The following is a 22,048-nucleotide window of genomic DNA, read 5'->3' on the forward strand; positions in this document are numbered from 1 at the left end:
CCTTTGGCCGTCCTGAATATTAGAATATGTACACGTACCAACGCCTCTTTGATTTCTCTAAGAAAATATTCCTGAGCATAGGCTGCCCCGAAGCAGACGCCCAAACCGCCACCGAAACCCTTCTCTCCGCTGATTTACGCGGCGTTGACTCGCACGGCGTGGCCCGGCTGATTGGCTATGTGCGCCTGTGGGAAGCTGGCCGAATCAATGCTACACCCAACATCAAAATAATACACGAGACCCCTAGCACGGCAACTGTAGACGGAGACGGCGGCCTTGGGTTGGTAGTGGCTCCCAAAGCCATGCAGATTGCGCTGGAGAAAGCCAGGAACGTAGGCAGCGGCTGGGTAAGCGTGAAAAACTCGAACCACTACGGTATTGCCGGTTACCACGCCATGAAAGCCTTGGAGCACGACATGATTGGGATGTCCATGACCAATGCCAGTCCGTTGGTGGCCCCTACTTTTTCTTTAGAGCGCTTGTTGGGCACCAACCCTATTGCCGTGGCCATTCCGGCTGGCGAGCAACCTCCCTTCGTGTCTGATTTGGCCACTACTACCGCCGCTAACGGTAAACTGGAAATGCTGCAGCGCAAAAACTTGGAGGCTCCCCAAGGCTGGATTCAGTCTTCTGACGGCAGTGCCTCTACCAACCCACATGAACTGAAAGACGGCGGAGCCCTGCTCCCGTTAGGCGGAGACACTGGCAGCCACAAAGGCTATGCGCTGGGTGCGGTGGTAGATATTTTCTCAGCAGTGCTATCAGGCGCTAATTACGGCCCCTGGGTACCGCCGTTCGTCAGCTTCCTGGCTCCTCCTGCCGACCCGGTGGGCGAAGGAATTGGTCATTTCTTCGGGGCTATGCGCGTAGACGCTTTCCGCCCTGCTACTGATTTCAAACAGCACATGGACAACTGGATCACCCGCTTCCGGAGTTCTAAAGCCAAAGAAGGCAAAGAAGTATTGATTCCCGGTGACCCGGAGCGATTGTTTACGGAGCAACGCCTGAAAGACGGAATTCCGTTGTTGCCGCCGGTGGTGAAAGATTTGGAGGGGTTGGGAGAAAAGTTTGGAGTGGAGTTGTAGTGACGTTTTCGCCTATTTTTGCAAAAATAGGCCGAAAACAGGCGGGAGAAGTTCTCTTCTTGCTCTGTTATTGAGTAATGGATAAGAGAAATTCCTTATATTTATTTCAATGCCAGCCGCTCCATCTATCTTTTCAGAACCACATGAGATTTCTCTTCCCCCTATTTGTCATCTTCCTCATTAGCCATCATCTCCAGTGCCAATCTCTGCCCTCTTTCCCATCCCATAAAATAGGAAATTGGAATTCATCGGAGCCAATAGTAAAAGGTGCAGTCAAGGTTAGCTATAAATATTTTAAGGCAGAAAACGGCTCATTATCTTATAGGCCCTTTAGCTCGATTGAAGAACATATATTTAAAGCTGGTAAACTCCAGAAGATAACTTTTAGGCACCCTCTCGGCGACTCTATAAGCGGCATCTATCATTTTGATAGAAAAGGAAGAATCAAAAGGCAAGAAAGGGTTAATAAGAACGCTTGGTGGCCAGTTATCAAGTATTTTTATGATGAACGAAGACGCATTTCCAAAGAAGTTTGTTACCAGGCATCATCTAAAATAGATGAACAGACGCTCATCTACTACAATGAAAATTATTTGCCTATAAAGAAAGAGGTATTAGATGAGAATCATCAACTAAAAAATTTCTGGATTTATGAATACAATTCACGCTGGGATTTAACAAAGGAGATTTTTATCAATACTTCTAATGGCGGAGGAATGACACTTGATGGAAGTATCACGGGAGGGGCTAGTAAATTCACTCCCTGGCCTAATGATACTACCGTGTACCAATTAGGCTATGACAACTTAAACAGGCTTATTGTAAAGAAGAAGTATTCCAATTCCAAACTCAAAGAAACGTTGTCTAACATTTTTTTTCAAGATTCTGTCGTAAGCACCCTAACAGAATTCAGCAGACTAGATGATAAGCCTCAAACCATTACTGTTACTACTGAAGTCGGTTCTAAGAAAGTTATTCGTAGAAACTTAATCGATTTAGACGGTAAGACAATAAGTAGCTGGACAAAATTCACCTATGAAAGTGGTAAGTTTAAGGAGTTTTCATCTTATTCTTTTGGTCGTATAAAACGAATCGCGAGTACAGCTATTCAATCTTTCACCTACGACCACAAGGGGAATTGGATAAAAAAACAAACCTTTGAAAACAACCAGATAACCGGAATTGTAGAAAGAGAAATAGAATACCAGAAGTCTTTTTTCAGGTAGCTTTTACACTTTAATTACTATTCGTCATTCCCCCTTTTCGACCTGTCTTTGAAAAAGCAGGCCGAAAATAGAAATCTACGCCCTTTGCATTTTTACTTAAGAATTCATGCTTTAGGAATAGCTTAACTTTTTGCTCACAATATAATTAACTAGAGCAAAAAGCAGGATAAAGAAAGTGAGTTCCCAAAGCCCCGGTATGGCAGAGGTACCTTCTTTGACAGACAACACATCATTTGAGAAACGATACACAATGTTGCCGGCCCAATGCGCGCCTACTGTGTACCACAGGTTCTTAGTATAAACTAATGGAATAGCCATCATGATGCCTAATACAAACAAATATATTAGAGCGGCTGGGCCATCATTCAGGGAGTAGACATGGTTTAGCACATACACCACTGCTGACAGTATAACAAGAGACCATTTCCCCATTCTCTTATGCAGGTGCCCGTAAAGATAGCCTCTGGTCAAAACGTCTTCCGCCAACGACGGCAAAAAGGTACCCACAGTGAAAATTAACGTTTGTATAGCTAAAGTGGAAAGTTCTGGCACTGCAGTCACTACTTCCATATTTAACCACAGCCGTACCGCAAAAGCCACTCCGTTCACCAATATTCCCAAGCCTAAGCCGTAGGCAAAAAACTTGATGAACGTACTGTTCATCCGCAGCCCCCATGCGCTGAGTCCTTTAAGACCCTGTAGCCGTGCTACTATGTATGCTACCGGAATAACGGCCAGCATCAACCCAAGAAACAAAGGGACGTGCTGGTGAAACCGCATGGCATATTCGGCGGCATGATAGGTTAAAGCAAGTGCCCCATACCCCGCTACCACAGACAGCCAGGAGCTTTTAACGGTAAATGAACGGATAGGTGCTGTTTGAAGCTGCGGCATAGAAAACTATTCCAGAAGTATTACTAGCTTTTGAAGTTACTGTAAATATAGATTATTTCTTATACTTAAAGAACTTCACTAAGCTTTGCTACTGAGTAAGACATCCTTTCAATCATTCTATATCAGTTACCCTTCTGAAACCGTAAACCAATAGGCAGGCTATTTCTTTGTACTTTTGCAGAGAGTGCACAAAATGCGCTCCATTAAAACTGACTATATGGCTAAAATTGCAATAAACTTAACCACCGCTTCCATTCAGCAGGAAGAAGTGATTGTAGGTATTGACTTGGGAACTACCAACAGCCTGGTAGCCTATATACACCCTGAAGACCGGAAACCCATTGCTATCAATGACCAAGGCTTAGGCACCATTGTCCCCTCAATAGTACACTTCTCCCAGAACGAAGAAGTGCTGGTAGGCAATGCAGCAAAGGATTACCTTATCACAGACCCCGCCAACACTATTTATTCTGTAAAACGCTTGCTGGGTAAGTCATACCAAGACCTAGGTGAGCACAAAGATTTCTTCGGCTATAAAATCATTGACGATAACTCTGAAGGCTTGGTGAAAATACGGGTGCAGGACAAGTTCTACTCCCCCATTGAACTGAGCGCTGAAATTCTTAAGGAGCTTCGTGCCCGCGCCGAGCACTCTTTGAAAACGCCGGTAAACCGTGCCGTTATTACCGTTCCCGCTTACTTCAATGACAGCCAACGCCAAGCTACCCGCGATGCCGGAAAACTAGCCGGGCTGGAAGTGCTCCGTATTGTGAACGAACCTACCGCAGCTGCTTTGGCTTACGGCATTGGCTTAGACCAAACCGAAGAGAAAACCATCGCTGTGTATGATTTGGGCGGTGGAACCTTTGATATTTCCATCCTTCGCATTCACCAGGGAATCTTCGAAGTACTTTCCACCAACGGCGACACTTATTTGGGCGGTGACGATTTTGACCGCGAAATCATTCAGCATTGGACGCTTGGCAATAAACTTTTAGCTGACTCTGCGGCCATAGACCCCAACCTTGGTCAGGCTTTACGCCTGAGAGCAGAAGAAGCAAAAAAAGCATTGAGCACCTCTGATAAATATTCTTCAGAACTCAACGGCATAGAGTTAACGCTGGACCGCCACACCTTTGAAACGCTTATCACGCCTATTGTAGACCGCACCATGGCCTCCTGCAAAATGGCTCTGAGTGATGCTGGTCTTAAAACTGAACAGATTGATACGGTGATTATGGTGGGTGGCTCCACCCGGGTGCCACTGGTACTGCAAGCCGTAGCTGACTTTTTTCAATGCCCAGTAAACAACACCTTGAATCCTGATGAAGTGGTTGCTCTGGGCGCCGCTATTCAGGCCGATGTGTTGTCTGGGAACCGGAAGGACATTCTGCTGCTGGACGTGACTCCGCTGACATTAGGTATTGAAACCATGGGCGGCTTAATGGATCCTATTATACCTCGTAATTCTAAAATACCCACCAAGGCAGGCCGCCAGTACACCACTTCTATTGACGGCCAGGTGAACATGAAGATTTCGGTGTACCAAGGCGAGCGTGATTTGGTGAAAGAGAACCGAAAACTGGCGGAATTCGATTTAAGAGGCATTCCGGCCATGCCTGCCGGTTTCCCGAAGGTAGACGTAAACTTCATCTTGAATGCCGACGGTATTTTGAAAGTAGAAGCCATTGAACTGCGTTCTGGGGTTCGGCAGGAAGTGGAAGTGAAACCTCAGTATGGCCTCACCGATGAGCAGGTAGAGCAGATGCTCATGGACTCCATTACCCACGCCCGTGAAGACGTGAGCACCCGCATGGTGATTGAAGCCCGCACCACCGCCGAGCAGATGATTTACCAAGTAGAGCGTTTTGTGGAGAAAAACGGAGAGCATTTAACTCCAGAAGAGATTGAGTTGACCCGCCAAAACGTGCAGAATTTAAAAGATGTACTAAGTTCCGGTGACAAAGACACCATACTGAAAGCTGTGGATGTGCTGGAAGAACAAACCAGTCCATTTGCGGAGCGTGTCATGCAGATATCTATCAAGAAAGCCATGACCGGTAAAAAGTTAAACTAAGCTGTTTTAGGGCTGTTTTCTCAAAAACAGCCCTAAAACAGAACTATAAAGCAGAAGGGGCGGCTCCGTTAAGAGCCGCCCTTCTGCTTTATAGTTAAAAGAATTTTATTTCTCGTCCTTCTCTACAATGATGTATAAATCTTCTGTAGGCTTTTTCATGAGGTACTTTTCACGCGCAAATTTCTCAAGTAGTTCTGGGTTGCTCAACAGTTCTTTGCGGTCTTTCTGTACCTCGGCAATCTTCTCCAGGTAATAATCACGCTCCTCTTCCAGCGCGCTTAGCTTGCGGCTGGTCTGAAACTGCGTGATAAAATCATTGGCATCAAAGAAGAACATCCACACCAAAAAGGCGAGGGTAATCAGAAAATAGAAGTTGCGGAAAAATTTAGGGACGCGTGCCAGCATAATCTCAAAAAAATGGCGGCAAGCCCGAGCTTGCCGCCATGAATTTACAAAGAATCCTGAAGGTAACGCAAAAGAATTTTCACTTTCCGCTAATTCTGTTTTAGGCATAGTTTTCTAAAACCAGTCCTAAAACGAAAGCTCACCTTCTGACTTCTTTTTTTCAATACTAGAACTTCTTGCCAGGGAAGTAGGCTACTTCGCCCAACTCTTCCTCAATACGGATTAGTTGGTTGTATTTAGCCATTCTGTCTGAACGTGAAGCTGAACCAGTTTTGATTTGACCGGTGTTTAAGGCCACTGCCAAGTCAGCAATGGTGTTATCTTCGGTCTCACCAGAACGGTGGCTCATGATGCTCTTATAACCGTTTATACGGCCTAAGTTGATAGCATCAATGGTCTCAGTTAAGGTACCAATCTGGTTTACCTTGATCAAAATAGCATTGGCAGTTTTCTGGTCAATACCTTGCTGCAGACGGTTTACGTTCGTCACGAACAAGTCATCACCCACTAACTGGGTTTTGCTGCCAATAGAATCTGTCAAAGATTTCCAGCCAGTCCAGTCGTCTTCATCCATACCATCTTCAATAGAAATGATTGGGTATTTGTTTGCCCACTCTGTCCAGAAGTTCACCATTTCAGAAGAAGTTAGCTTGTCTCCGGTAGACTTCTTGAAGTGATAGTGACCGGTAGAGGCATCGTAGAACTCAGAAGCGGCAGCATCCATGGCAATCATGAAGTCTTCACCTGGTCTGTAGCCTGCGGCCTCAATGGCTTGCAACACTATTTCAATAGCCTCTTGGTTAGATCCGATGTTAGGAGCAAATCCACCTTCGTCACCTACGTTCGTAGACATACCTTTTTTCTTCAGTACGTTTTTCAGGTGGTGGAATACTTCTGAACCCCAGCGTAACGCTTCAGAGAAAGTAGGAGCACCTACCGGCATCACCATGAACTCTTGAAAGTCAATAGAGTTATCAGCGTGGCTACCACCGTTCAAGATGTTCATCATGGGTACCGGCAAAGTGTTAGCATTCACGCCACCTACGTAACGGTACAATGACTGACCTGCTTCTTGAGCAGCCGCTTTAGCCGCAGCTAGAGAAACGCCTAAAATCGCGTTAGCTCCTAGTTTTGCTTTATTTGGAGTTCCATCTAGCTCTATCATGATTTTATCTAACAGGCTTTGCTCAAAAACTGAGAAACCTACCAGTTCATCGGCTATGATGGTATTTACATTCTGTACCGCTTGCAATACACCTTTGCCCATGTATTTGCTCTTGTCGTCGTCGCGCAACTCTACTGCTTCGTGTTTACCAGTAGAAGCACCTGATGGTACGGCGGCGCGGCCAATTGCTCCGCTTTGAGTAATAACATCTACCTCTACGGTAGGATTTCCGCGGGAGTCAAAAATCTGACGGGCTTTGATGTCTTCAATTAAGCTCATATAGTTCTATTTTAGGTGTTACTTATTTTTACTTTTTTCCAGCATCTCCACGAACAGGTCGAACAAATACTCAGAATCATGTGGCCCTGGAGAAGACTCAGGGTGGTATTGTACAGAGAAAGCAGGTTTATTTTTTACCCGAATTCCTTCTATTGTATTATCATTCAAGTTGATGTGTGTAACTTCAATGTTGGGGTTATTCTTCAATGCTTCCGCATCTACCGCAAACCCATGATTTTGGGAAGTTATCTCACTTTTGCCTGTGATCAAATTTTTTACTGGGTGGTTTAAGCCACGGTGACCATTGTGCATTTTATAGGTAGGTATTCCATTCGCTTGGGCCAAAATTTGGTGTCCCATGCAAATTCCGAACATTGGTCTTTCTACATTCAAAATGGCCTCAACGCTCTTAACCGCTTCTGTGGTTACAGCAGGGTCACCAGGACCATTGGAAATGAAATAGCCATCAGGCCCCCAAGCCTCCATCTCCTCAAATGAAGTCCCGTAAGGGTACACTCTGCACTCACAGCCTCTTTGGACTAAATTGTTTAAGATGTTCTTTTTTATCCCTAAATCAAGAACAGCTACTTTAAATTTCTTCTCGGTTGGCTGCAGTTCATACATTTGACCTGTAGTTACTTTAGAAGATAATTCTAAGCCCTTCATAGAAGGCACTTGGTTCAACTTATCTTTCAAAGTCTCTACATCTGTGGTCTCAGAAGAGATGATGGCGTTCATAGCACCTTTGTCACGTATATAACGCACTAAAGATCTGGTATCTATTTCGCAAATACCTACTATCCCTGCCTTTTCAAAATACTCCTGCAAAGAACCCTCGGCTGTATTGCGTGAAAAAAAGTGAGAAAACTCTTTACACACCAATCCCTTAATCTGAATGGCATCTGATTCTACCTCCTCAGGTTGTACACCATAATTTCCTACGTGTGAAACAGTGGTGATTACAATTTGCCCGTAGTACGATGGATCTGTAAAAATCTCTTGATAACCAGTCATTCCAGTATTGAAGCAAAGCTCACCACCGGTTGTACCAATTTTGCCAAGGCTTTTACCTTTAAAGAAAGTGCCGTCTTCCAGCACCAGTACTGCATCTGTTGTTGTTTGAAGCTTCATTTTATTTAGGTCTGTGGCAAAAATAAAAAAGGGATACGAGTAAACTCGTATCCCTTTTTATAAATTATTGAAAATTTGTTACTCATTAACTGGAGCATCAGCATTTCCTTCAGCTGCCGGAGTATCATTAGCTGGAGCGTTTGACTCACTTGATGCCTGAGCAGCGTCTTTTTTCTTACCTGAAGAACGACGTCTGGTTTTTGTTTTACCAGCACTGTCAGCACCTTTTGTAGATAGCATATCCTCGTTGTAGTCTACTAACTCAATGATACACATTTCAGCGTTATCACCTAAACGAGTACCAGTCTTTAAAATGCGGGTATATCCACCTGGACGACCAGCAATTTTAGCAGAAACGTTGTCATACAACTCTTTTACAGATTCTTTGTTCTGCAAGTAAGAGAATACTGTACGACGAGAGTGCGTAGTATCGCTTTTTGATTTAGTTAATAGAGGCTCAACATACTTACGAAGTGCTTTGGCCTTAGCTACTGTAGTAGATAAACGCTTGTGCAGGATAAGGGATGATGCCATGTTAGAAAGCAAAGCAGCTCTGTGAGAGGCTGTTCTTCCTAAGTGGTTAATTTTTTTACCGTGTCTCATTATTTTAATTGTGCACGTGCATACCGTCAGTCAACCTTTCGGGACCGGGAATTATGCCGTAAGATTACTAATCTTCTTCTAATTTATACTTAGAGATATCCATCCCAAAGGTAAGACCTTTTTCAGATACAAGATTCTCTAACTCAGTAAGAGATTTCTTACCAAAGTTACGGAATTTCATCATATCTGCCAGATCTAACTGTACAAGATCTCCTAAAGTTCTGATATCAGCAGCTTTTAAGCAGTTATAAGCACGTACTGAAAGATCCATGTCATGTAATGGAGTTTTCAGTACTTTTCTCATGTGCAGCATTTCTTCATCTACTGCTTCTTCCTCTTCAGGCTTCACAGTTTCAAAAGTCATGGTGTTATCAGAGAACAGCATAAAGTGCTGAATCAGAATGTTGGCAGCACCTTTCAAAGCATCTTCTGGATGGATAGAACCATCAGTAGAAATCTCTAACAAAAGACGCTCGTAGTCAGTTTTCTGCTCAACGCGGGTATTCTCAACGCTAAATTTCACGTTTTTTACAGGCGTGAAAATAGAGTCAATCGATATTTGACCAAAAACTTGATCAGCAGGTTTATTCTCTTCAGCAGGAACGTATCCTCTACCCTTCTGAATTGTCAATTCAATCTCGAAGCTAACTTCTGGATCTAAGTGACAGATTACTAAATCTGGGTTAAGAACTTGAAATGAGCTTGAGAACTTGTTAATATCTCCGGCGGTGAAAGTATCCTGTTTGCTAATGCTAACAGTAATTTTATCATCTACTAAATCACCAATTTTTTTAAAGCGAACCATTTTGAGGTTCAAAATAATCTCAGAGACATCTTCAACCACACCTTCAATGGTAGAGAACTCATGGAGAACACTAGGAATCCGGATACTTGAGATGGCGTACCCCTCCAATGAGGATAGAAGGATTCTTCTCAGCGCATTCCCAATGGTTACACCATAGCCCTTTTCTAGCGGCTTGAATTCAAATTGCCCCTGAAAGTCATCGGATTTCTCCATCACGACTTTTTCTGGCATTTGAAAGGCTAATATTGACATGATTGTTGGTTTAAGGTTGACACTTAAAATTTAGAACTCATTACTTAGAGTAAAGCTCGACAATCAGCTGCTCTTGGATTTTCTCAGGGATTTGATCACGCTGAGGAGCAGAGATGAACTTGCCAACCATTTGGTTTGCATCCCACTCTAACCAGGTAAACTGACGAGCATTACGGGAAGCTAAGCTTGTAGTAATGGCTTCTAATGATTTTGATTTCTCACGAACACTTACTACATCACCAGGACGCAGTGTGTAAGAAGGAATGTTCACCACATTACCATTTACTAAAACGTGTTTGTGAAGAACCAATTGACGTGCACCACGTCTTGTTGGAGCGATACCTAAACGATAAACGGTGTTATCTAATCTAGCTTCCAATAAAGCTAATAAGTTTTCACCAGTGATACCTTGCTTACGAGCTGCTTTGTCAAATAAATTAGCAAACTGTCTTTCTAATACACCATAGATGTATTTAGCCTTCTGCTTTTCCATTAACTGAATAGCATATTCAGACTGCTTCTTTCTACGACCGCGGCCGTGCATTCCAGGACCATAAGCCTTTTTAGCTAACGCTTTGCTTGGTCCGAAAATAGGTTCATTATATCTTCTAGAGATTTTACTCTTAGGGCCTGTATATCTTGCCATTTCTAATACTTAAAAATACCTTAAACTCTTCTGCGTTTGGGAGGACGGCAACCATTATGTGGTAATGGAGTTACATCTTTGATAGAAGTAATCTCTATACCTACATTTTGCATTGTCCGGATAGCTGACTCACGTCCAGCACCTGGGCCCTTAACAAACACTTCCGCTTTTCTCATACCTGCTTCATAGGCAACTTTACCGCAATCAGCGGCAGCCATCTGAGCGGCATAAGGAGTATTTTTCTTAGACCCTTTAAAACCCATTTTACCAGCAGACGCCCAAGAAATAACTTGGCCATTATTGTTGGTAACAGAGATGATGATATTATTGAAAGAAGCTTTGATGTGTACCTGACCTACAGGCTCAACCACCACTACACGCTTCTTGGCTTTGTCTTTTCTTTTCTGAGCCATTGTTACTTATTATTTAGATGCCTTCTTCTTGTTAGCAACAGTTTTACGCTTGCCTTTACGAGTTCTAGAGTTGTTTTTAGTTCTCTGACCTCTAACTGGTAAACCTTTTCTGTGACGTAGACCGCGGTAGCTACCAATGTCCATCAAACGCTTGATGTGCAATTGGACTTCGGAACGAAGAACACCTTCAACTTTGTGCTCAGAAGCGATTACATTACGGATTTCGCCAGCTTCATCTTCTGACCAATCCTTTACTTTTTTGTCAAGATCCACCCCAGCCTTAACTAAAATCGACTGTGACAACTTACGACCAATGCCGTAGATGTACGTCAAGGCAATTTCGCCTCTTTTGTTATCTGGAATATCAACTCCTGCTATTCTAGCCATGTTTTAATAATTAACCTTGTCTTTGTTTATAACGTGGATTCTTCTTGTTGATCACGTAAAGTTTTCCTTTACGTCTGATCACTTTGCAGTCTTCACTGCGCTTTTTTACTGACGCTTTAACTTTCATCTGTTTATTTGTATCTGTAAACTATTCTACCTTTACTAAGGTCGTAAGGAGACATTTCCAATTTTACTCTATCACCAGGAAGAATTTTGATGTAGTGCATCCGCATCTTTCCAGAAATATGAGCAATAACTTGATGGCCATTTTCTAACTCCACCCGGAACATAGCGTTCGAAAGGGCTTCAATGATGGTACCGTCTTGTTCGATAGAAGACTGTTTAGCCATGTATCAGTTCAGTGCTTTATCTATATAATCAAAAGTTGTCAAAATCTCTGCTTTCCCTTTTCGAACAACTACAGTATGTTCAAAATGAGCAGAAGGTTTTTTATCTCGAGTACGGATAGTCCAGCCATCTTCCTCTTGAACCACATGCCGTGAACCTAAATTTACCATCGGCTCAATAGCTAGTACAAGACCCTCCTGAAGTTTAAGCCCTTGCCCTCTTTTACCGTAGTTTGGTACTTCAGGACTTTCATGTAAGCTTTTGCCTACACCATGACCTACTAGTTCCCTTACTACACCATAACCATGCTTTTCAACATGATTTTGAATGGCAAAGCCTATATCTCCAATTCTAGATCCGGCAACAGCCCATTCTATACCTTTATACAAAGATTCTTTAGTCTTGATCAATAAATCAGTTACTAAAGGATCCACATTGCCAACAGCATGGGTATAGGCGCTATCACTGTGAAAACCTTTAAAAAAAACTCCACAGTCTATAGAAACAACATCTCCAGACCGCAGAGAGTAAGAACTAGGTATACCGTGTACAACAGCTGAATTTAAGCTAATACACAAACTATGCATAAAACCATTGTAACCTTTGAAAGAGGGAGCACCTCCATGATCACGTATGAATTCTTCAGCAACTTTATCTAGTTGCAAAGTACTGACACCTTCTTTAACAAACTTGGTGACCTCACCATGAGCCTGTCCTAAAATGTCAGCACCCTGCTTTATTAAATCTATTTCCTCTTCTGTTTTGTAAACAATCATTAATTATGAAGCAACTGCAACGTTTTTAGAACGACCTCTTAGCTTGCCAGACTTCATCATTCCATCATAATGACGCATCAACAAATAACTTTCAATTTGGTTCAAAGTATCCAATACAACACCAACCAAAATTATTAAGGAAGTACCTCCGAAGAATGCAGCAAACTCTCTAGTCACCCCAAATAAGATAGCTATAGAAGGAAGAATAGCAACAATAGCTAAAAATAGAGCGCCAGGAAAAGTAATACGAGTTAAAACTTCATCTATAAATTCTGAAGTAGCTAAACCAGGTTTAACACCAGGTATAAAACCTCCACTTCTTTTCAAATCATCAGAAATCTGATTTGGGTTTACACTTATTGCAGTATAAAAGAAGGTAAAGATAATGATGAGTATAGCAAAAGATAAGTTATACTGCCATGAAGTGAAGTCAGAGAAAACATTCCCTACCTCATTAGCTAAATCACTTTCATTTCTCCAGAAAGACGCAATCATACCAGGCAAGAACATCAACGACTGAGCGAAAATGATTGGCATTACTCCGGCAGCATTAACTTTAAGTGGAATAAATTGTCTCTGACCTGCTTGCAAAGATGAACTTCCGCCTACCTGCTTTGCATACTGCACTGGAATTCTTCTTACAGCCTGTGTTAGCATAACAACACTCATCACTACAAAAAACAGCACCATTAGCTCAATGATGAAAACTAATGCTCTATTCAACCCAAGTGCCATTGCCTCACCTATTAAGGCACCTGGTAGACGAGAAACTATACCAATCATGATTAGCATAGAAATACCATTACCAATACCTTTATCAGTAATCTTCTCTCCTAGCCACATACAGAACATTGTCCCGGCAGTCAAGATGATCATGGAAGAAATTGTAAATAATGGTCCTGCTACAGAAGGATCTATTGCTTCAGAATTGATAGTTGCTAAGAACCCAACAGACTGAGCCAGAGTAATTACAATAGTAAGTAAACGGGTATACTGGTTTATTTTCTTACGACCAGACTCTCCTTCTTTTTGTAGTTTCTGAAAATATGGTACAGCAATAGTTAGAAGCTGCAACACGATTGAAGCAGATATATAAGGCATGATACCTAACGCAAAAATGGATGCATTACTAAATGCACCCCCAAGGAAAGTATCCAGCAGACCTAATATGCCCTGTGAACTTGACTTCAATTGGTTAGGATCAATGCCAGGTAAAACGACAAATGATCCTAATCTGAAAATTGCGATGAATCCTAAAGTATTTAGGATTCTAACTCGCAAATCTTCAATCGCAAAAATATTCTTAATCGTATTAATCAGCTTCTTCATCTGTTACAAAGTCACAACCTTGCCGCCTGCTTTTTCAATTGCTTCAACTGCCGATTTTGAGAATGCATGAGCATGCACTTCTACAGCAGTTGTTAATTCACCTCTACCTAATACTTTGATGTTATCATTTTTAGAGGCTAAACCGTTCTGACGGAAAGTATCGAAATTGATAACAGTAGAACCTACTTTAGAAGATAGATTCTGTAAAACGTCTAAGTTGATGGCAGTAAATTCAACTCTGTTGATGTTCTTAAAACCAAATTTTGGTACACGGCGTACTAAAGGCATCTGACCACCTTCAAATCCGGCTTTAGAAGAATATCCTGAGCGTGATTTAGCTCCTTTATGTCCACGGGTAGAAGTACCACCTCTACCAGAACCAGTACCACGACCAATTCTCTTCCGGTTCTTTACAGAACCTTCAGCAGGTTTTAAATTGCTTAAGTTCATTTTAAACCTCCTTAATGGTTACTAAATGTTGTACTTTGTTAACCATTCCGGCTACTTGCGGAGTTAACTCTTTAGTGACAGTTTTATTGATCTTTCCAAGACCTAGAGCTTTCATAGTTCTCTTTTGTCTTTCAGGGCGGTCAATAATACTTTTTATCTGGGTTATTTCTACACTTGCCATAACTATCCGTTAAATACACGTTGTAAACTGATACCACGTTGCTGAGCAACTACCAACGGATCACGCATTTTAGAAAGTGCATCAAATGTAGCTTTCACCACATTGTGAGGATTAGAAGATCCTTTTGATTTAGCCAAAACATCTTTTATTCCTGCACTATCAAATACAGCACGCATCGCACCACCAGCTATTACACCCGTACCAGCTGCAGCTGGTTTGATTAACACAAATCCACCTGAGAATTTACCCTCCATAGGATGTGGAACAGTATGCTTAAACAAAGGCACGCGAACAAGATTTTTCTTTGCATCGTCTATACCTTTGGCTATAGCATCAGTTACTTCATTAGCTTTACCTAAACCGTAACCTACTACACCGTTTCCGTCACCAACTACTACAATAGCAGAAAAACTAAATCTTCTACCACCTTTTACTACTTTGGCAACTCTATTGATGGCTACAACGCGTTCTTTCAGTTCAATGTCACTGGCCTTAACGCTCTTAATATTTAATTTTGACATGCTCTTTAGAATTTAAGACCCGCTTCACGAGCGCCTTCTGCCAACGATTTTACACGACCATGGTATAAGTATCCACCTCTGTCGAAAACAACTTCAGTAATACCTTTCTCAAGGGCTTTAGCTGCTATATCACGCCCAACTAATGAAGATGATTCTACTTTATTTGTAGAACTTACTCCTTCAGTAGTTGCAGATGAAGAACTTGCCAATGTTACACCATTCACGTCATCAATCAGCTGAGCATATATAAATTTATTGCTTCTGAATACAGAAAGACGTGGACGCTGAGCTGTTCCGGACACCTTATTACGGATGCTCCTACGGATTCTCAGTCTTCTTTTTGCTTTATCGAATGCCATTTCTATAAATTATTTAGAAGCAGTTTTACCAGCTTTTCTTCTAACCACTTCACCCACGAATCTGATACCCTTACCTTTGTAAGGCTCAACTTTACGTAATGAGCGAATTTTGGCAGCAACCTGACCAATCAACTGCTTATCTATTCCTTCTAGAGTTATTACTGGAGCTTTTCCTTTTTCAGTTACTGCGTTCGCAGTGATTTCAGAAGGAAGAGCAACATAGATATTGTGAGAATATCCTAAAGCTAACTCTAAATTTTGTCCTTGAGTAGTGGCCTTGTATCCAACACCAACTAATTCAAGTGAAACTTTATATCCCGCACTTACACCTATTACCATATTGTTCAATATGGAGCGGTATAAACCATGCATGGCTTTATGTCTCTTTTGCTCGGTAGGACGAGATACAGTAAGTACTCCCTCCTCTACAGCTACTATGATATCAGTATCAACTTGAGAAGAAAGTGTTCCTTTAGGGCCTTTCACTGTAACCAAGTTGTCCTGGCTTACCGTCACCTCTACACCTTGTGGGAGTGTGATGGGCAGTTTTCCTATCCGTGACATTTCTACTTCAATTAATACACATAACACAACACTTCACCTCCAACGTTAAGGCCTTTAGCCTCTTTGTCAGTGATAACACCTTTAGAAGTAGAAAGGATGGCTACGCCATATCCATTCAATACTCTAGGCATTTCATCTAGGTGAACATACTTACGGAGTCCAGGCTTGCTGATTCTCTCAAGTTTCACGATAGCAGATTGCTTTGTGGCGGGATCATATTTCAGAGCAATTTTAATGGTGCCCTGAACAGAACTATCATCGAACTTGTAACTTTGAATATAACCTTTTTCGTAAAGAACCTTGGTTATTTCTTTTTTGATATTGCTAGCCGGAATTTCAACTACCCGGTGATGCGCTTTTATCGCATTCCGTAGTCTAGTTAAATAATCTGCTATCGGATCTGAATGCATTAGACTATATTTTTTAGATTCCGCTCTTTTTAAGGAGCCGCAAAGATACTAATGTTTTTCCTAACTACTATTATGGTAGGAGTAATAATTACCAACTAGCCTTCGTTACTCCAGGAATCTTACCTGCTGAGGCCATTTCTCTGAAAGTCACACGTGAAATACCGAACTTTCTCATGTATCCTCTTGGTCTTCCAGTCAATTTGCATCTGTTGTGTAAACGAACTGGAGAAGCATTCTTAGGCAGTTTGTCCAAACCTTCATAATCACCAGCAGCCTTTAAAGCGGCACGCTTCGCAGCGTACTTGGCAACTAGTTTTTGTCTTTTAAGCTCTCTCGCTTTGATCGATTCTTTAGCCATTTTCTTATTTCTTTAAATTAGCGAAAGGCAAACCAAAAGCTCTTAAAAGCTCTAGGCTTTCTTCATCTGTGGTAGCAGTAGTAACAAAAGTAATATCCATACCAGCAATAGCTTTGATTTTATCTATGCTTATTTCTGGAAAAATGATTTGCTCCTTAACGCCTAACGTATAGTTGCCGCGGCCATCAAAACCTTTGTCACTGATACCTTTAAAGTCTCTTACCCGAGGCAAGGCAACAGTTACCAAACGATCTAAAAACTCATACATTTTCTCACCTCTAAGAGTAACTCTAGCCCCGATAGGCATACCTTCTCTTAATTTGAAGTTTGAAATTGAATTTTTCGCTTTTGTTTGAACTGCTTTTTGACCAGCAATGATGGTTAGCTCTTCTACTCCAATATCAACCAGCTTTTTGTCAGCCACTGCATTACCAATACCTCTATTAATGCTGATCTTGGTAATTTTTGGTACTTGCATTATGCTCTTGTATTGAAATTTTTCTTTCAATGCAGGCACAATTTCTTTTGTATATTTATCTTTAAGTCTAGCTGCCATTTTAGATTAAGTTTCCGGTTTTCTTAGAGTAACGCTGAAGCTTTCCATCATCGTTCAGCTTCTTACCAGATCTAGTAGCTACGTTGGTTGCTGGCTCTACTAACATGACATTGCTGGCGTGTATAGGAGCTTCAACTTTAACGATTCCGCCGTTAGGATTCTTTGCACTTGGCTTTTGGTGCTTAGACACAAAGTTTACACCCTCTACTAAAACTTTCTGCTTTTCAACAAGCACAGAAGTTACTGTTCCGGTTTTACCTTTGTCATCACCAGCGATTACTTTTACAGTATCGCCTTTCTTTACATGAAGTTTATGCTTTGACATTTCTTTTTCTCTTCTCGTTTTTATAATACTTCCGGAGCCAAAGAAACAATTTTCATAAACTGTCTTTCACGTAACTCACGGGCTACAGGCCCAAAAATACGCGTACCACGTGGCTCATCGTTGTTGTTCAATAACACAGCTGCGTTATCATCAAAACGAATATAAGATCCATCTTTACGACGAACTTCTTTCTTGGTGCGAACAATTACTGCTTTAGTAACAGTTCCTTTTTTAACGTTGCCTGAAGAAAGAGCAGATTTTACGGTAACAACAATTTTATCACCAACTGAGGCATATTTCTTACCTGTACCTCCTAATACACGGATGCACAGAACCTCTTTTGCTCCGCTGTTATCAGCAACACTAAGTCTTGATTCTTGTTGTATCATCTTATTTCGCTCTTTCTACTATTTCTATTAAGCGCCAGCATTTGTTTTTGCTCAATGGTCTTATCTCCATGATGCGAACAGTATCACCGATACCACATTCGTTGTTTTCATCATGAGCCATGAACTTTTTAGACTTGGAAACAAATTTCCCATACATTGGGTGTTTCACTTTGCTTTCAACAAGAACGGTGATAGACTTATCCATCTTGTTGCTTACCACTCGTCCAGTTTTTTCTTTTCTTAGATTTCTCGTCTCCATGGATTTCTCTTATTAGCCATTGAGCTCTAGAGAACGAAGTTGAGTCTCTAGTCTGGCGATGGTTTTTCTTGTATGCTTAATTCTGCTAGGGTTTTCTAGAGGAGAAATAGCATGCGCGAACTTTAGGTTCTGCAAGTTATTTCTTTCGGTTGTCAATTGCTCTTTTACCTCTTGGAGGGATAGAGCTGTTATCTCAGCTTGCTTCATGGCTATTTCTCTACGTAATCTCTACGTACTACAAATTTTGTTCTTACAGGTAGCTTTTGAGCAGCCAGTCTTAAAGACTCTTGCGCCACTTCCAAAGACACACCATCTGATTCAAACATAATGGTGCCTGGTTTTACAACGGCTACCCAATATTCTGGAGAACCTTTACCTTTACCCATACGAACCTCTGCAGGTTTTTTGGTAATAGGTTTATCTGGGAAGATTCTAATCCACACTTGGCCTTCACGCTTCATTGCACGGGTCATGGCAATACGAGCTGCTTCAATTTGCCGACTGGTGATCCAAGAAGCTTCTAATGATTTAATGGCGAAAGAACCAAAGGAAATTGTACTTCCTCTATGCGCAAGACCGTGCACACGGCCCTTTTGCATCTTTCTATATTTCGTCCGTTTTGGCTGTAACATTTCTTAATTTACCTAAAGGTTGAACAACTACTTGCGCTTGCGCTTTTGAGCAGCGTCAGGGCGTTTGCGATCGTTACGACGATCACCTCTTTCACCTCTTTCATTACGCGAGCCAGAAGAAGGACCACCAGCCTGTTGGCCAGCATTAGGAGAAAGATCTCTTTTACCAAAAACTTCTCCTTTAAAGATCCACACTTTAATACCTAATTTACCATATACTGTCTGTGCTTCAGATAATGCATAGTCAATATCAGCTCTTAAAGTATGTAAAGGAGTACGTCCTTCTTTATAATGTTCAGTACGTGCCATTTCAGCACCACCTAAACGGCCGGATACCTGAATTTTGATACCTTCAGCACCTACTCTTATAGCAGAAGCAATTGCTTGCTTCATAGCTCTTCTAAAAGAGATTCTAGCTTGTAATTGCTGAGCAACTGATTCGCCTACCAATTTAGCATCTAATTCAGGACGCTTGATTTCGAAGATGTTGATTTGTACATCTTTGTTGGTAACCTTTTTCAGTTCTTCTTTAATTTTATCTACTTCCTGACCACCTTTACCGATAACAACACCTGGTCTTGCAGTATTGATGGTGATAGTGATTCTTTTAAGAGTTCTCTCGATAATAATTTTAGAGATACCTCCTTTAGGAATACGAGCTAAAATATATTTTCTGATTTTTTCGTCCTCGATCAGTTTATCAGCGAAATCCTTGCCTCCGAACCAATTAGAGTCCCAGCCTTTTACTATACCTAATCTAAGGCCTACTGGATTAACTTTTTGTCCCATTCTTACAGCTATTTGGATTCGTTAGATTTAGATGATTCAACTGTCTCAACTTCTTCTTTTGAATCAATCACAAGAGTTACATGGTTTGATCTTTTTCTGATTCTATGTCCTCTACCTTGTGGGGCAGGACGTAGTCTCTTCAGCATTTTGCCTTCATCTACTCTAATTTCTTTGATAAAAAGATTAGCGTCTTCGATACGGGCATCTTCATTGGCAGCTTGCCAGTTTGATAAAGCAGAAAGGATAAGCTTTTCTAACTTAGGTGCTCCGGAATTCGGCTGGAATTTCAATAATCCTAAAGCGCGAACAACGCTTTTGCCGCGAATCAAGTTCGCTACCAATCTCATTTTCCGTGGTGAGCTTGGTACGTTATTTAATTTAGCTACCGCTTCCATTATCTCTTACCTTTATCCTTTTTAGCAATATGGCCTCTAAAGTTTCTAGTAGGAGCAAACTCTCCCAACTTATGGCCTACCATATTTTCAGTCACGTACACAGGAATAAATTTATTTCCATTATGTACAGCAAATGTATGACCTACGAAATCTGGAGAAATCATAGAACGTCTTGACCAAGTTTTGATCACAGATTTCTTACCTGACTCTTCCATTGTTTGCACTTTTCTATCGAGCCTAAAGTCAATATAAGGCCCTTTTTTTAATGATCTTGCCATTACCTATTTTTTCCTTCTATTAACAATCAGGTTCTCAGAATATTTGTTTTTATTTCTGGTTTTCTGTCCTTTAGAGTACAGACCATTACGAGATCTTGGGTGACCTCCAGAAGATTTACCTTCACCACCACCCATTGGGTGATCAACAGGGTTCATGGCAACACCTCTTACTCTTGGTCTAATACCTTTCCATCTGCTACGTCCAGCTTTTCCAAGCTTCACGTTCATATGGTCTGCATTAGATACTGTTCCTACAGTGGCAAGGCAGTTAACCAACACCATTCTCATTTCACCTGAAGGCAATTTCAAAGTAGCATAACGACCTTCGCGGGCTACTAACTGCGCATAAGATCCAGCGCTTCTAGCTAAAACAGCTCCTTGGCCTGGTGCTAACTCTATGTTGTGTACAATTGTACCTAAAGGAATATCAGAAAGTGGCAAAGCATTACCTACTTCTGGAGCTACACCTGGACCTGATACTACTGTTGCATCCACAGCCAAGCCTGTTGGAGCAATTATGTAGCTCTTTTCTCCATCCGCGTAATACAACAGTGCTATACGCGCTGTTCTGTTCGGATCGTATTCAATCGCTTTAACAGTTGCAGGAACTCCATATTTCGTTCTTTTGAAATCGATAATACGGAATCTTTTTTTGTGACCACCACCAATGTAGCGCATGGTCATTCTTCCTGAATTGTTGCGTCCACCAGATTTTTTCTTGGATGCCAACAAAGATTTCTCAGGCTCGCTCTTCGTAATTTCAGTGAAGGCAGGCGCTATTCTAAATCTTTGACCTGGTGTTGTCGGTCTTAGTTTTTTTAATGCCATTCTAGTATGTGCTTATATACCGCTATAGAAATCGATTACTTCCCCTTCTTTCAAAGTGACAATCGCCTTCTTAGAGGATGCTGTACGTCCTGTTACAACACCAGATTTTGTGTTGCGAGACTTTAATTTTCCTTGGGTTCTCATAGTAGAGATTTTCTCTACTGTTACACCGTAACGTGACTGAATAGCCTTTTTAATTTCAATTTTATTGGCTTTTCTATCTACTTCAAAAGCATATTTTCCTACTTCATTAAGAGCAGTAAGCTTTTCAGTAAGCAAAGGTCTTTTAAGAATGCTCATTATTTCTTTGCGTAAATTTCTTCAAAAATAGAAAGAGATTCCTCTAAACAGATTACTCTGTCAGCATTCAACAAATCATAAGTTGTTAATGCCGCTGGAGTTGCCACCTTTACTTTAGGTAAGTTTCTGCTTGAAAGAACTACATTCTTGTCAGCTTCTTTGGTTACTACAAGAGTTTTGCGAGCAGAAACGTTCAAGCTATCTAGAACGGCCGCAAAAGAACTTGTTTTAGGAGTATCTATTACTAAGTTGTCTAGCAACACCAATCTATCTTCTTTGGCTAAAGTAGAAAGGGCTGACAATCTTGCTAAAGATTTTAATTTCTTATTTAACTTAAAGCTGTAGTTTCTTGGTCTTGGTCCAAATACGCGACCACCACCTACAAAAATTGGAGCTTTTAATGAACCAGCTCTTGCGCCACCAGTTCCCTTTTGGCGCTTGATCTTTTTAGTAGAACCTGCTACTTCATTGCGTTCCTTCGCTTTGTGTGTTCCCTGACGCTGATTGGCTAAATACTGCTTTACGTCAAGATACATTGCGTGCTCATTAGGTTCTACCCCGAACACCGACTCAGGAAGAGTTACTTTTCTTCCGGTATCTTGTCCTTTACTATTGAAAACTGATATGTCCATC

The 22,048-nt window shown here is 41.4% G+C and carries 35 protein-coding genes; 3 read left to right on the forward strand and 32 right to left on the reverse strand.

What is annotated here, in order from left to right:
• The first annotated feature begins 26 nt into the window (after nt 1-26).
• Entirely contained in the window at nt 27-1,085 is a 1,059-nt protein-coding gene (locus A8O23_RS05690) for an Ldh family oxidoreductase (protein WP_066617908.1), read from the forward strand.
• A gap of 143 nt (nt 1,086-1,228) precedes the next feature.
• Nucleotides 1,229-2,311 carry a hypothetical protein gene (locus tag A8O23_RS05695; protein WP_066617910.1) on the forward strand — a complete coding sequence of 361 codons (1,083 nt, stop codon included), beginning with the start codon at nt 1,229-1,231 and terminating at the stop codon, nt 2,309-2,311.
• 111 nt (nt 2,312-2,422) lie between these two features.
• On the opposite strand, the gene A8O23_RS05700 is transcribed toward A8O23_RS05695, so the two are convergent.
• The gene (locus tag A8O23_RS05700; RefSeq protein WP_066617912.1) at nt 2,423-3,205 is read right to left on the reverse strand and encodes a CPBP family intramembrane glutamic endopeptidase; all 783 of its coding nucleotides are present in this window, start codon (nt 3,203-3,205) and stop codon (nt 2,423-2,425) included.
• 217 nt (nt 3,206-3,422) lie between these two features.
• On the opposite strand from A8O23_RS05700, the gene hscA reads away from it, so the two are divergent.
• On the forward strand, nt 3,423-5,282 hold the full coding sequence (gene hscA / locus A8O23_RS05705; RefSeq protein ID WP_066618303.1) for a Fe-S protein assembly chaperone HscA: 1,860 nt from the start codon (nt 3,423-3,425) through the stop codon (nt 5,280-5,282).
• A 105-nt stretch (nt 5,283-5,387) separates the two neighbouring features.
• On the opposite strand, the gene A8O23_RS05710 is transcribed toward hscA, so the two are convergent.
• The 31 genes from A8O23_RS05710 to rplD form a co-directional block, all read right to left on the reverse strand.
• Nucleotides 5,388-5,687, reverse strand: a complete 300-nt coding sequence (locus A8O23_RS05710) for an FtsB family cell division protein (protein WP_066618306.1) — start codon at nt 5,685-5,687, stop codon at nt 5,388-5,390.
• 166 nt (nt 5,688-5,853) lie between these two features.
• The gene (gene eno, locus A8O23_RS05715; RefSeq protein WP_066617914.1) at nt 5,854-7,131 is read right to left on the reverse strand and encodes a phosphopyruvate hydratase; all 1,278 of its coding nucleotides are present in this window, start codon (nt 7,129-7,131) and stop codon (nt 5,854-5,856) included.
• A gap of 18 nt (nt 7,132-7,149) precedes the next feature.
• The gene (gene carA / locus A8O23_RS05720) at nt 7,150-8,262 is read right to left on the reverse strand and encodes a glutamine-hydrolyzing carbamoyl-phosphate synthase small subunit (protein WP_066617922.1); all 1,113 of its coding nucleotides are present in this window, start codon (nt 8,260-8,262) and stop codon (nt 7,150-7,152) included.
• Nucleotides 8,263-8,340: 78 nt separating this feature from the next.
• Nucleotides 8,341-8,865: a 50S ribosomal protein L17 gene (gene rplQ, locus A8O23_RS05725; protein WP_066617933.1), complete on the reverse strand. Its 525-nt coding sequence runs from the start codon at nt 8,863-8,865 to the stop codon at nt 8,341-8,343.
• A gap of 67 nt (nt 8,866-8,932) precedes the next feature.
• A complete protein-coding gene (locus A8O23_RS05730) occupies nt 8,933-9,922 on the reverse strand; it encodes a DNA-directed RNA polymerase subunit alpha (protein ID WP_066617941.1) in 990 nt (329 codons plus the stop codon).
• A 40-nt stretch (nt 9,923-9,962) separates the two neighbouring features.
• Nucleotides 9,963-10,568, reverse strand: a complete 606-nt coding sequence (rpsD, locus tag A8O23_RS05735) for a 30S ribosomal protein S4 (protein ID WP_066617944.1) — start codon at nt 10,566-10,568, stop codon at nt 9,963-9,965.
• Nucleotides 10,569-10,588: 20 nt separating this feature from the next.
• A complete protein-coding gene (gene rpsK, locus A8O23_RS05740) occupies nt 10,589-10,981 on the reverse strand; it encodes a 30S ribosomal protein S11 (protein WP_066617946.1) in 393 nt (130 codons plus the stop codon).
• Between the two features lie 9 nt (nt 10,982-10,990).
• A complete protein-coding gene (rpsM, locus tag A8O23_RS05745) occupies nt 10,991-11,368 on the reverse strand; it encodes a 30S ribosomal protein S13 (protein ID WP_066617949.1) in 378 nt (125 codons plus the stop codon).
• A gap of 10 nt (nt 11,369-11,378) precedes the next feature.
• Nucleotides 11,379-11,495, reverse strand: coding sequence for a type B 50S ribosomal protein L36 (gene ykgO, locus A8O23_RS21200; RefSeq protein WP_071885446.1), 117 nt, complete (start codon nt 11,493-11,495; stop codon nt 11,379-11,381).
• Nucleotides 11,496-11,499: 4 nt separating this feature from the next.
• On the reverse strand, nt 11,500-11,718 hold the full coding sequence (gene infA / locus A8O23_RS05750; protein WP_048919321.1) for a translation initiation factor IF-1: 219 nt from the start codon (nt 11,716-11,718) through the stop codon (nt 11,500-11,502).
• 3 nt (nt 11,719-11,721) lie between these two features.
• The gene (gene map / locus A8O23_RS05755) at nt 11,722-12,492 is read right to left on the reverse strand and encodes a type I methionyl aminopeptidase (RefSeq protein WP_066617952.1); all 771 of its coding nucleotides are present in this window, start codon (nt 12,490-12,492) and stop codon (nt 11,722-11,724) included.
• A gap of 3 nt (nt 12,493-12,495) precedes the next feature.
• Nucleotides 12,496-13,821 carry a preprotein translocase subunit SecY gene (gene secY, locus A8O23_RS05760; protein WP_066617960.1) on the reverse strand — a complete coding sequence of 442 codons (1,326 nt, stop codon included), beginning with the start codon at nt 13,819-13,821 and terminating at the stop codon, nt 12,496-12,498.
• A gap of 3 nt (nt 13,822-13,824) precedes the next feature.
• Nucleotides 13,825-14,271 (reverse strand): 50S ribosomal protein L15, encoded by a 447-nt coding sequence (gene rplO / locus A8O23_RS05765; protein ID WP_066617963.1) that lies wholly within the window; start codon nt 14,269-14,271, stop codon nt 13,825-13,827.
• A gap of 1 nt (nt 14,272) precedes the next feature.
• Complete coding sequence (gene rpmD, locus A8O23_RS05770; protein WP_066617966.1) at nt 14,273-14,452, reverse strand: 50S ribosomal protein L30; 180 nt, start codon at nt 14,450-14,452, stop codon at nt 14,273-14,275.
• Nucleotides 14,453-14,454: 2 nt separating this feature from the next.
• Nucleotides 14,455-14,973 carry a 30S ribosomal protein S5 gene (gene rpsE / locus A8O23_RS05775; RefSeq protein ID WP_066617969.1) on the reverse strand — a complete coding sequence of 173 codons (519 nt, stop codon included), beginning with the start codon at nt 14,971-14,973 and terminating at the stop codon, nt 14,455-14,457.
• Nucleotides 14,974-14,978: 5 nt separating this feature from the next.
• Nucleotides 14,979-15,332 (reverse strand): 50S ribosomal protein L18, encoded by a 354-nt coding sequence (rplR, locus tag A8O23_RS05780; protein WP_066617970.1) that lies wholly within the window; start codon nt 15,330-15,332, stop codon nt 14,979-14,981.
• A gap of 9 nt (nt 15,333-15,341) precedes the next feature.
• Nucleotides 15,342-15,896, reverse strand: coding sequence for a 50S ribosomal protein L6 (gene rplF / locus A8O23_RS05785; RefSeq protein ID WP_066617971.1), 555 nt, complete (start codon nt 15,894-15,896; stop codon nt 15,342-15,344).
• Between the two features lie 11 nt (nt 15,897-15,907).
• Nucleotides 15,908-16,306, reverse strand: a complete 399-nt coding sequence (gene rpsH / locus A8O23_RS05790; protein WP_066617974.1) for a 30S ribosomal protein S8 — start codon at nt 16,304-16,306, stop codon at nt 15,908-15,910.
• An 88-nt stretch (nt 16,307-16,394) separates the two neighbouring features.
• Complete coding sequence (rpsN, locus tag A8O23_RS05795) at nt 16,395-16,664, reverse strand: 30S ribosomal protein S14 (RefSeq protein ID WP_066617977.1); 270 nt, start codon at nt 16,662-16,664, stop codon at nt 16,395-16,397.
• 4 nt (nt 16,665-16,668) lie between these two features.
• A complete protein-coding gene (rplE, locus tag A8O23_RS05800; protein ID WP_066617980.1) occupies nt 16,669-17,220 on the reverse strand; it encodes a 50S ribosomal protein L5 in 552 nt (183 codons plus the stop codon).
• A 1-nt stretch (nt 17,221) separates the two neighbouring features.
• Entirely contained in the window at nt 17,222-17,545 is a 324-nt protein-coding gene (rplX, locus tag A8O23_RS05805; RefSeq protein ID WP_066617983.1) for a 50S ribosomal protein L24, read from the reverse strand.
• A gap of 20 nt (nt 17,546-17,565) precedes the next feature.
• Nucleotides 17,566-17,934 (reverse strand): 50S ribosomal protein L14, encoded by a 369-nt coding sequence (gene rplN / locus A8O23_RS05810; RefSeq protein WP_066617986.1) that lies wholly within the window; start codon nt 17,932-17,934, stop codon nt 17,566-17,568.
• Nucleotide 17,935: 1 nt separating this feature from the next.
• Nucleotides 17,936-18,193: a 30S ribosomal protein S17 gene (rpsQ, locus tag A8O23_RS05815; protein ID WP_066617991.1), complete on the reverse strand. Its 258-nt coding sequence runs from the start codon at nt 18,191-18,193 to the stop codon at nt 17,936-17,938.
• Between the two features lie 12 nt (nt 18,194-18,205).
• Entirely contained in the window at nt 18,206-18,400 is a 195-nt protein-coding gene (gene rpmC, locus A8O23_RS05820) for a 50S ribosomal protein L29 (protein ID WP_066617993.1), read from the reverse strand.
• 2 nt (nt 18,401-18,402) lie between these two features.
• Complete coding sequence (gene rplP, locus A8O23_RS05825; protein WP_066617994.1) at nt 18,403-18,825, reverse strand: 50S ribosomal protein L16; 423 nt, start codon at nt 18,823-18,825, stop codon at nt 18,403-18,405.
• 27 nt (nt 18,826-18,852) lie between these two features.
• A complete protein-coding gene (gene rpsC / locus A8O23_RS05830) occupies nt 18,853-19,614 on the reverse strand; it encodes a 30S ribosomal protein S3 (RefSeq protein ID WP_066617997.1) in 762 nt (253 codons plus the stop codon).
• Between the two features lie 8 nt (nt 19,615-19,622).
• The gene (rplV, locus tag A8O23_RS05835; protein ID WP_066618000.1) at nt 19,623-20,009 is read right to left on the reverse strand and encodes a 50S ribosomal protein L22; all 387 of its coding nucleotides are present in this window, start codon (nt 20,007-20,009) and stop codon (nt 19,623-19,625) included.
• Entirely contained in the window at nt 20,009-20,287 is a 279-nt protein-coding gene (rpsS, locus tag A8O23_RS05840; RefSeq protein WP_066618002.1) for a 30S ribosomal protein S19, read from the reverse strand. Before rpsS ends, rplV begins: the two co-directional genes overlap by 1 nt.
• 3 nt (nt 20,288-20,290) lie before the next feature.
• Entirely contained in the window at nt 20,291-21,115 is an 825-nt protein-coding gene (rplB, locus tag A8O23_RS05845) for a 50S ribosomal protein L2 (protein ID WP_066618005.1), read from the reverse strand.
• 12 nt (nt 21,116-21,127) lie between these two features.
• Entirely contained in the window at nt 21,128-21,415 is a 288-nt protein-coding gene (rplW, locus tag A8O23_RS05850; RefSeq protein ID WP_048919301.1) for a 50S ribosomal protein L23, read from the reverse strand.
• The gene (gene rplD / locus A8O23_RS05855) at nt 21,415-22,047 is read right to left on the reverse strand and encodes a 50S ribosomal protein L4 (protein WP_066618008.1); all 633 of its coding nucleotides are present in this window, start codon (nt 22,045-22,047) and stop codon (nt 21,415-21,417) included. The genes rplW and rplD overlap by 1 nt, the downstream gene beginning before the upstream one ends.
• Between the last annotated feature and the right edge of the window lies 1 nt (nt 22,048).

It is taken from the genome of Rufibacter roseus, from assembly GCF_001647285.1.
In the GTDB taxonomy this organism is placed as follows: Bacteria; Bacteroidota; Bacteroidia; order Cytophagales; family Hymenobacteraceae; genus Nibribacter; species Nibribacter roseus.